We start from the raw sequence: 9,568 nt of genomic DNA, 5'->3' as shown, positions 1-9,568 counted from the left end.
CCTGCCGATGCCGGCGCTGCGATGGGCGACGGGCCAGCGCCTCGACCAGACGCTGCTCGACCTCCAGGCGCCCGCCTACGAGGGCGTGCTCGCGCAGGCGCCGGCCACCTACCGCGTGCTCGTGGCGAGCGGCGACGTGCTGCTGCGGTTCGCACCCGAGCTGCCGGAGCTGCCCGAGGCCGACGTGCTCGGCCTTGGCATGTGGGTGGACGCGGAGACGGCCTCGCATTTCGGTGTGTTCTTCACCATGCGCTCGGCTCCGCAGGAGCTGGAATTTTTTCTCCAGAAGCCGACGCCGGCGGAGATCCGCACGCATGTGGGCGAGCATCTCTTCCTGGTCGATACGGGCATGTGGCTGCTGAGCGCGCGCGCGGTGGACGTGCTCCTGCGCAAATGCGGCTACGACTTCACGCGCGGCGAGTTTCCCGGCGGCGCGCCCGATTTCTACGAACTCTATGCGCAGCTCGGCCTCGGGCTGGGTGCGCGGCCGACCGAGCCTGACGCGGAGGTGGGCGCGCTCACCGCAGCCGTCGTCGCGCTGCCGGAGGCGAGGTTCCACCACTTCGGCACGTCGCGGCAGATGATCGAGTCCGCCACGGAGCTGCAGAATGCGAATCTCGACCAGTCGCGCGATGCCCACCCGGGCCTGCGGCCGCATCCCGACACCTACGTGCTGAACGCGGACTTCTCCTTCGCCCGGCGCGCCGAGGCGGGGCGGAATATCTGGATCGAAAATTGCGCGCTGCCCGCCGACTTGCCGATCCGCTCCGAGAACGTGCTCACGGGCATCCCGGAGGGGCCGTGGACCTTCGCGCTCGAGGCGGGCGTATGCCTGGATTTCGTGCCGATCGGCGAGGACGGATGGTGCGTGCGCAGCTACGGCTTCGACGATGCGTTCAAGGGGCCCATCGGCGAAGCCGGCACGGCCTGGATTGGCGCGCCGGCGCCGGAGTGGTTCGCGCGGCGCGGGATCGGCCTGGCTGCGGCCGGCATCGCGCCGGGGGCGGACATCCAGACGGCGCCGATCTTTCCGGTGCTGCCGGCCGCGCCCGATTCCGACTTTGTGCAGTGGCTTTTCGCGGCGGAGCCGACGGGAGATTTCGCGGCGCGCTGGCTGGCGGCGGAGCGAATTTCGGCCCAGGAAATCGGCGAGCGGGCGAACCTGCGGCGGTTGCACGCGCAACGGCGGGAGCTGGAGGTGCGGACGATTCCGCGGCTCTTCGCCAATCGCGCGGTGAATCTTTTTCACGGTCTCGACCTCTCGCACGCGGCGGAACTTTACGCGGAGTCGCCGGCGCCGTTGCCGGCGGAGTGCGGAGAATTTTCCTCGGCGCTGGACACGGCGCACGAGGCGATCTTCCGCGCGGCGGTGCGGCGGGCCCGGGGCGAGTCCCAATGGGAGGCGGAGGAAGATCGCGCGTTCAACGCGCTGCGGGATGCGGTGGCCTCCGCCGTGGCGCAGCGCCCGGCGGCGCCGGAGCGGCGGCTCATGGAGGATCAGATCGCGTGGGGGCGCAGCCCGATCCGGCTCGACCTCGCGGGCGGCTGGTCCGACGCGGCCCCGTATTGCCTGAAGAATGGCGGCGCGGTGGTGAACCTCGCGGTGAATCTCAACGGCCAGCCGCCGGCGCAGGCCTACGTGCGGCAGACGATGGAGCGCGGGATCGTGCTGCGATCGATCGACCTCGGCGCGGAGACGCGGGTGACTTCGCTTGCGGAGCTGTGCTCGTATGACCAGGTCGGCGATCCGTTCTCGCTGCCGAAGGCGGCGCTGGCGCTGGCGGGCTTCGAGCCGCGCTTTTCGGGGTTCACCGGTGCGCGCACGCTCGAGGAAATCCTCGAGGCGTTTGGCGGCGGGATCGAGATTTCCATGCTCGCGGCCACGCCGAAGGGCTCGGGGCTCGGCACGAGCAGCATCCTCGGCGCGACGCTGCTGGGCACGATCAGCGAGGCGTGCGGGCTTGCCTGGGATGCGCGGGAACTCTTCCAGCGCACGCTCGCCCTCGAGCAGCTCATGACGACCGGCGGCGGCTGGCAGGACCAGGCGGGCGGCATTTTCCGCGGGCTGAAGATGATCGAGACCACCGCCGGGCTCGGGCAGCGGCCGCAACTGCGCTGGCTGCCGACGCAGCTCTTCACCGAGGCGGCCGATCGGCGGCTCGTGCTGCTCTATTACACCGGCCTGCGCCGGGTCGCGAAGGGCATCCTCAAGGAGGTCGTGCGGGGCATGTTCCTGAACCGCGCGCCGCAACTCCGGGTGCTCGACGCGATCAAGCGACAGGCCTATCGCACGTTTGAAACGATCCAGCGCGAGGATTGGGACGGTCTCTGCGCGGCCGTGGCCGGCAGCTGGGAGCTCAACCAGCGGCTCGATGCGGGAACGAATCCGCCCCAGACGGCGGAAATCTTCGCACGCGTGAGCGACTGGCTCGCCGGGGCGAAGCTGCTGGGCGCGGGCGGAGGCGGCTACCTGCTGATGCTGGCGAAGGACGCGGATGCTGCGGCGCGGATTCGGGAAACCTTGACGAACAATCCGCCGAACGAGCGGGCGCGTTTCGTGAATTTCGACCTTTCCGAAACCGGCCTGCAGGTCACGCGGAGCTAGCCGAGCGCGAGTTTTTCCTCGAGGACGAGGAGCGGGATGCCGTCGCGAATCGGGTAGGCGGCCAGGCCGTCCTCGCGGACGAGCGCGGCGGATTCGCCAAGCCGGGCGAGTTCTTCCGCGGTGGCTGGCCGGAGCGGTTGATGCGTCTCGGGGCAGCAAATGAGGTCGAGCAGGCGGGGATCCACGTTCGCAGTGTTTCGCGGCCATCGTGAAAATGCCAAGGGGAATCTCGACCGGCTAAAAATCGGAAGAAATCGGGAGGACAAAGGAACGAGGAGAGTTTCCGTCCCCGCTGCTCGCCTGAGCATTCCATGATCTGACGCTCTTCCCTGGGATTGTTTCGCGGATGGCGGCAACTTTGTCCCAGAAACGGATGAGTTCCGGAAAGCGCGCGGCCTGGAAATGGCTTAAACGGACATCGGCAAGGTTGGCGTGCAGGCGCCGAGAGAATCCGAACGCAAATGCGCTGTCACACGGATTGCGGCCGGCGGGAGCGGAACCTGGCGCCGATGGCGAGGAGAGCGGCGAGGCCGAGAAGGGCCAGTGTCCCGGGCTCGGGCGTGGCGGATGGGGTCTCTCTAAGGGCGAGACTTTCGTGGCCCTTGAGCGTCTTCTTTTCCGTCATCGCGAGCATCTTCCATTGCGCGGAATTCTCGACGACCATTAGCGCGGTGGATGGCGCGAGAATGCTGGCCTCGCGGGCGAGGGTGAGCAGGCGTCCGAGGGAGTCGGCGCCGGCCTGCGCGGGAGCGAAGACGCGTTCATGGGCCAGCGTCCATGCGGGGCTGGCGGCGGCGAGGTCGGCCGGCGCCGCCTCGGCCGCGGCGAGCGGAACGAAGTCGCGGCGGGCGGAATCGTAGATGGTGACGGGGCCGGAGTTGTCTGCGGTGTTCGCGACGAGGAATGCCGGAGCGTCGGCGCAGACGGCGGTGCGGCGACCATCCCGTTGGAGGAGGTGCACCGGGCGGACGCTGTTAGCGGCAAGGGCGGGGTCGAGCGGCTGGAGCGTGGGTGTCGTCGCGCCGGAATCGAGTCGCCAGACCGAGGGCTGGTCGGGGAGCAGTGCGGCGAAGGCGGCGAGTGAGTCGTCCGCGAGGGAGCCGACAGAGCCTCGCAGAAGCACGACCGCGGGGAAGCTGGTGGCGGCTTCGGCGAGCGGAAGCTGATCCTGGCGCACGAGGACTTCCTTGATGGCGGGGCCGGCGAGCAGGCCGCCCTCGAACGGACCGGCTTCCTTCAGCAGCGTGGCGGGAAGCATGTCACGGAGCTCGGCGACGGGAATGGCGGCTCCGTTGCGGAAATCGCGGGTGTTGAAATTCGCGAAGGTGATGCGGGCGGACGGCGCGGTCGGGAAGGCGTCGAGGGCGGAGCGAAGCGCCTTCGCAAGCGTGGCGGGATCGCGCAGCGCGGAGTCGCGGGAGGTGTCGATGACGAGATGCGGCGTGGGAACGCGGTGGAGCTGGGGAATCGCGGCGAGGGCGGCCGAGGGAATCCAGGCGACGCCGGCGCCGGCCACCATCGCGGTCGAGCGGGCGGGCGGAAGCTCGAGCGATCGCTCGGCGATGGTGATCGCGGGAGCGAGATTGTCGGGATAGGCGAACGCGATCTCGACGAAGCGGGTGGCGTGGGGATCTACGGGGAAGACGCGAAGCTCGACGGTGTCCGGTCCGACGTAGCGGAGAATGGCGGGATCCTGCGGCACGGTCGCCTCGGTGATTTTTTGATAGACCCAGAGTGCGGCGCGTTCCTCGAAAAGGCGGGCGGGCACGCGCTCGGCGCCGATGGTCAGCCACATGCCGGTAATTGTGACGCCGGCGGGCACGCGAAAAGTGGTGCGGTATTCCGTGGCGCTGGCGGTGGAATTCCGGACCGTAAGCTGGGCGAGGGCGCGCACTTCTCCGGGCGCCGTGGTGATCTGCGTGCGGAGGGATTCCGCGACGGCGTCGGCTGCGGGCGCCCGGCCGGCGGGGCCGGTAAGGACTTCCTGCGCAGTGCGGGCCGGGCGGCGGCCGAAATCGAGAAATGGCGCCTGCATCGAGGGCCGGGCGGTGGGCTTGGGCAGCGGTTCGCCGAAGAAGGCCTGGTAGGTCTCCGCGAGCTTCGCCTCGGGAAGGAGGAGGTTGTCGAAGGCGAGCCAGTTGTAGAATTCCGAGTAGAACGGGAGGTAGTAGCCCTCCTTGAAATCGCGGAGGTTCAGCAACGCGGTGCGCAGGGCGGCGCGGTCGCTGGGATACGAGCGGTTCGCGGAGTAGTCGGGATACTGGAGGTAATCGAGCGCCTGATGGAGCGCGTGGCGGTCGCGAAGAATCGTTGCCGTGAGGAGCGTGGGGCCGAGGGCGATCGCGGCGATCGCAAGCACAACGGGGCGCCAGCGCGGACCGTCCCGCATCTCGGCGCGTGCACCGTCGAGAATGCGGTAGCCGTGCAGCAGGAACAGCGCGGACGGGACAGCCATGAGCAGGCCGAGACCGAGAAAGATCGTGGCGAGCGGCATGAGGGGCTGCACGGGCAGGAAGACCGCGAAGAAATACGCGGTGAACGGGAAGCAGACGCACTGGGCGAGCCAGACGAGGCGATGGGCCAGCGGGTGCGCGAGGTTTGGCAGCATGAGGACCAGGCCGTTGATCACGGCCAGCGCGTAGATCGTGGGAATCTGGAAATCGACGGGGAAGGGAATGCGGGCGTTCAATGCCAGCCCGCCAAGCGGAAGGACGAGGGCGATGAGCGCGGAGACGCCGATCAGCGCGAGGGGCGCGGCCTTGCGGACCGCCACGTAAATGCTCATGCACACGCGGAGGACCGCCCCCATCGCGAGGGTGCTCGCTGTGAGATAGAGCGGAATGCCGAGGTAGGGGAGGATGTGAGAATTGATCCCGAGGAGCCCCTGCATGGCGCCGCTGCCGATGGCGAGCAGGATGAAAACAAATGGCGAGACGAACGCAGCAATGCTGACCGCCACGCCGCCGAGGTAGTTGCCCTCGCGATCCGGGCAGAGCAGTCGGAACGCGCCGTAGAGCGCTCCGGGGGCGACGAGGGCGAACTGCTTGTAGAGCCACTGGTCGGGCGGAAGGATCCATTGGCGCAGCGAGCGAGGGATCGCGCTTTCCCCATGGAGCAGGACGACGGCGAGAAAGATCGAGGTCGCGAGAACGAAGACGAGCCCGGCGAGACGCGGGATCTGTCGGCGGCGCACGCTTCGCTCGACGAGGAACGCCGCACCGCCGAGAAGGAGCGCCAGTTCCAGAGCGAACAGCGAGAGGGCCGCGGTGCGATTGCCGGGGTCCATTTCCCCGACCGCGAGGCTCCAGGCCTGGAAGTTCAGGAAGAGCAGAAGCGCCTGCGGGAGGAGCCAGACCCAGAGAAGCATGAGCGGCGAAGTCGCGCCGGGCGGGAGAAGCAGGGATTGCCGCGGGCGGAAAATCCAGCGTGCGGCCGGGGGGATCGTGACGGCGGTGACTTCAGCAGTCGGAGCGGAGCGCGCGGATTCGTCCATGGGCGCAGTTTAGGGGACAGGGCTTGAATTTCCCAATGAACTCGCGGTGAACTTTCGATGAACTTCGCGCTGGTTGCGGTGCGGGAGGGACGGTTATGGAAAGATCGACATGAGCGAGGAAGGACTGGTTTTCAGGATGAGCTGCCCGGATGCCGTCGGCCTGGTGGCGAGGGTGACTGGCCTCGTTGCCGCGCATGGGCTGAACCTCGCGGAGGCCCATAGTTACAGCGATGTCGCGAGTCGGTGGTTCTTTGCGCGCCTGCGGATCGAGTCCATCGCGGGCTCCGGCGATATGGCGCTGCTCGAGCGCGACTTTACCGCCTTCGCGGCGGAGGTGGGAGCCGAATGGTCGCTGCGGAGAATTGGAAACCCGCAACGCGTGGTGATCCTTGCGAGCAAGGAGACGCATTGCGTAACCGATCTCCTGTGGCGACGGAAATTCGGCGAATTGCCGGCGGCGGTGCCGCTCATCCTTTCCAATCATCGCGTGTGTGAGGAGATTGCGGCCGCGGAGGGCGTGCCGTTTCTCCATGTGCCGATGACCGGAGCAAACAAGGAGGAGGCCTTCCACGAGATCGCGCGGCAATGCGAGGCGGCGCGCGCGGATGTGATCGTGATGGCGCGCTTCATGCAGATTCTTCCGGCGTGGTTCTGCGAGCAGTTTCGTGGCCGCGTGATCAACATCCATCATTCGTTCCTGCCGGCCTTCGCGGGAGCGGATCCGTATCGGCAGGCCTTCGAACGGGGGGTAAAACTCATCGGCGCGACGTGCCATTACGCGACTGCCGAACTGGATGCCGGGCCGATCATCGACCAGGAGGTCGTGCGGGTGGAGCACTTCCACGACCTTGGGAATCTGCGCCGTCTCGGGCGCGACTGCGAGCGCCTCGCGCTGGCCCGCGGCGTGCGCTACCACGTCGAGGATCGCGTGCTGATGCACGGGGCGAAGACGATCGTGTTTCGGGACTGATTTTCACCACCAAGACACCAAGGCTCCAAGAAGGCCTTTGAAATCCTTGGTGTCTCCGTGTCTTGGTGGTGAAAAGAAATCAGGGGAGGGTGCCGCCGAGGCGCTCGCCTTGCTGGAAGACCGGGATGCGGCTGGTCTTCGCGGGAGTCGCATTGCCGGCGGCGAGGCCCTGGTAGGAGTAGTCGTTTGCGGGATTCCACGCCGAGGCGGGGGCGCCGCTCGGCAGGCTGAGGCGGAACTGGATCTCCTTCCGATACGTGGAGCTGCTGCCGGGCGTGATGAGCGTGCCGGTGAAGTCCGCCTCGACGTAGTAGATCTTCCGCGCCACGTCGTAGGGCTGAAGCGGGGAGACTCTTCCGCCCTGGCTATAGCTCGAGGTTACGGCGATCTGCGAGGGCTGGATGCCGGCGGCAAGCGCCTCGGTGAGGTCGACGTAGTAGCGGAACGCGAGGAATTCCGAGGCGGCCGCGGGGAAGGCGGAGCGGTTGTTCAACAGCGCGCGAATCTCGGTGAAGCCGCTGCCCTGCTGGTTGATCGAGGCCTCGACGAAGAACTCGTCATCGGGCGTCTCGGGCTGCGGCCAGTTCGCGAGCGGCGTGCCGCCCTTTTCGCGGACGAGTCGGGCGAGCGCGCCGGTGAAGCCGGCGTTGTAGTCGAGGGCAACCTCGTTGGTGACGTAGTTGCTGCGGTCGTCCACGTAGTCGGTGTCGCTGGCGGAGGCGGGGCCGCCGACGAGCGCGCCGTAGAGGACGTGGCGATTGTCGGTCGGGCTCTCGATGGTGTTCGCCCACGAGCCATGCGCGCCGCGGTGGTGCGGATTTCGCGGCGGGTTGTTGCCGAAACCGACGACGTAACTGCGGCTCACCGGATTCACGCCGAGCGCGTAATCGATCTGCTTCTTTGCGAAGTCGTGATAGCGCGTGCCGACGTCGCGCACGGTGTCGCTGTAGATGAAGGCCAGCAGGGCGGTATTCGCCGCGTAGCGCAGGGAGCCCCATTGGCTGACCCACGCGAGGCCGCCTGGCGTGGTGGCGATCTTCGCGCCGTTGTCGCCGACGCTCCAGTAGTCGAGGAAGTGCTCGACGGCGGTCATGTAGATCGCCTTCCGCGTGAGCTGGGCGAGGAGGACGCTCGCGCCGTAGGTTTTGTCGTCCCAGTTATGGGTCCAGCGGAGCGAGGCATTCGTGTAATACTGCGCGTAGAGCGACTCGGCTTTTTGGAGATAGGCGACTTCGCCGGTGGCGCGATAGAGCCAGGCGGCGCCCCAGACGAGCTCGTCGGTGTAGCCGGAGTAGGAGTTGTAGAAGCTGGCGGCATCCGTGATCGCCGCGGTGTAGGTGCCGCGGTAGGTATCCGCGAAGGTGAAGAGCTGCCGGGCGTGCGCGAGAAGCGTGTCGGCATAGACAGGGTCGTCCTGCCGGAAGAGCAGGGACGCGGCGGCGAGCGCGGCCGCGCCTTCCCCGCCGAGTTCGCTCCCGGGTTTCGCCGCGGTCACCGCATAGGCGGGGCGGACCATGGTCATCGTCTCGGGAGGACCCCAATAGGCGTGGTCGAGGTCACCCTTGCCGACCTGACCGTAGAAGACATTCGCGCTGGGATGAGCCTTGAGAATCCAGTCCGTGCCCCAGCGAATCGTGCTGAGGAGCTGGGCGCGCTGGCCCGAGGCCGTGAAGCCGTCGGCATATTCCAGGCCGCCCCAGGCGAGCAGCGTCATCGTGCTGAGCATGGGCAGGCCGAATTTTCCGTGGTCGCCGGCGTCGTAGAATCCGCCGCTAAGATCGACGCCGACATCGGAGCCATCGGTGAGTGCTGAGTCCCCTCGCCAGTTGATGCGGAAATTCGCGGGAAGTTTTCCGGAGCGCTGGGCGTCGTAGAAGAAGAGCGATTTCTGGAGTGCCTCTGCGTAGTTCGGCGACGCGCCCGGCGTTGGCGTTGGCGTTGGCGTTGGCGTTGGCGTTGGCGTTGGCGTTGGCGTTGGCGTTGGCGTTGGGACGGGTGTCGGGGAAGGAGTTGGTGTCGGCGTGGGGACGGGAGTGGGCGTTGGAGTGGGCGTTGGAGTGGGGTTCGTCGAGCCGGTTGCGCTGAATGTGAATCCGGAGGGCGGCGTGGTGAGGACGCCAGGGGCCGCGGTGAAGCCGAAGCTCACGGTGCCGCCGGCGGGGATGTTCTTGTTCCAGGCGATCGTCGAGGCGTCGATCACGGCAGCGCCGCCCGACTGACTGACCAGACGGGCATTCCAGATGGTGCTGATCGTGCGACCCAGATTGAAGCCGAGCTGCCAGTCGTTCAGCGCGGTCGTGCCGTTGTTCCTGATGGAGACGTCTCCCTGAAAGCCGCTCGTCCAGTCGTTGGTGACCTTGAAGGTCACGGTGACGCTGCCGACCACGACTGTGACATTTGGTGATCCCGGAGTGGGAGTGGGAGTGGGAGTGGGAGTGGGAGTGGGAGTGGGAGTGGGAGTGGGAGTGGGAGTGGGAGTGGGAGTGGGAGTGGGAGTGGG

5 protein-coding genes are annotated in these 9,568 nt (G+C 67.3%); 2 read left to right on the top strand and 3 right to left on the bottom strand.

Features of this window, described 5'->3' with window-relative positions; translation table 11 throughout:
* The coding region (locus VIM61_11735) for a bifunctional fucokinase/fucose-1-phosphate guanylyltransferase (GenBank protein HEY8901073.1) at positions 1 to 2,605 on the top strand (2,605 nt) is incomplete at its 5' end.
* Here VIM61_11735 and VIM61_11730 read toward each other — a convergent pair.
* Positions 2,602 to 2,790 carry a hypothetical protein gene (locus VIM61_11730; GenBank protein HEY8901072.1) on the bottom strand — a complete coding sequence of 63 codons (189 nt, stop codon included), beginning with the start codon at positions 2,788 to 2,790 and terminating at the stop codon, positions 2,602 to 2,604. The genes VIM61_11735 and VIM61_11730 overlap by 4 nt on opposite strands.
* Before the next feature lie 284 nt (positions 2,791 to 3,074).
* Entirely contained in the window at positions 3,075 to 6,098 is a 3,024-nt protein-coding gene (locus VIM61_11725; protein HEY8901071.1) for an MSEP-CTERM sorting domain-containing protein, read from the bottom strand.
* A 109-nt stretch (positions 6,099 to 6,207) separates the two neighbouring features.
* Here VIM61_11725 and purU point away from each other — a divergent pair, with 109 nt between their 5' ends.
* Entirely contained in the window at positions 6,208 to 7,068 is an 861-nt protein-coding gene (purU, locus tag VIM61_11720; protein HEY8901070.1) for a formyltetrahydrofolate deformylase, read from the top strand.
* A 79-nt stretch (positions 7,069 to 7,147) separates the two neighbouring features.
* On the opposite strand, the gene VIM61_11715 is transcribed toward purU, so the two are convergent.
* Positions 7,148 to 9,568 (bottom strand): glycoside hydrolase family 9 protein (locus tag VIM61_11715; protein ID HEY8901069.1); only part of this gene is annotated, 2,421 nt, incomplete at its 5' end.

This window comes from Chthoniobacterales bacterium, from assembly GCA_036569045.1.
Taxonomy (GTDB): domain Bacteria; phylum Verrucomicrobiota; class Verrucomicrobiia; order Chthoniobacterales; family JAATET01; genus JAATET01.
This window is presented reverse-complemented; position numbering and strand designations above follow the sequence as displayed.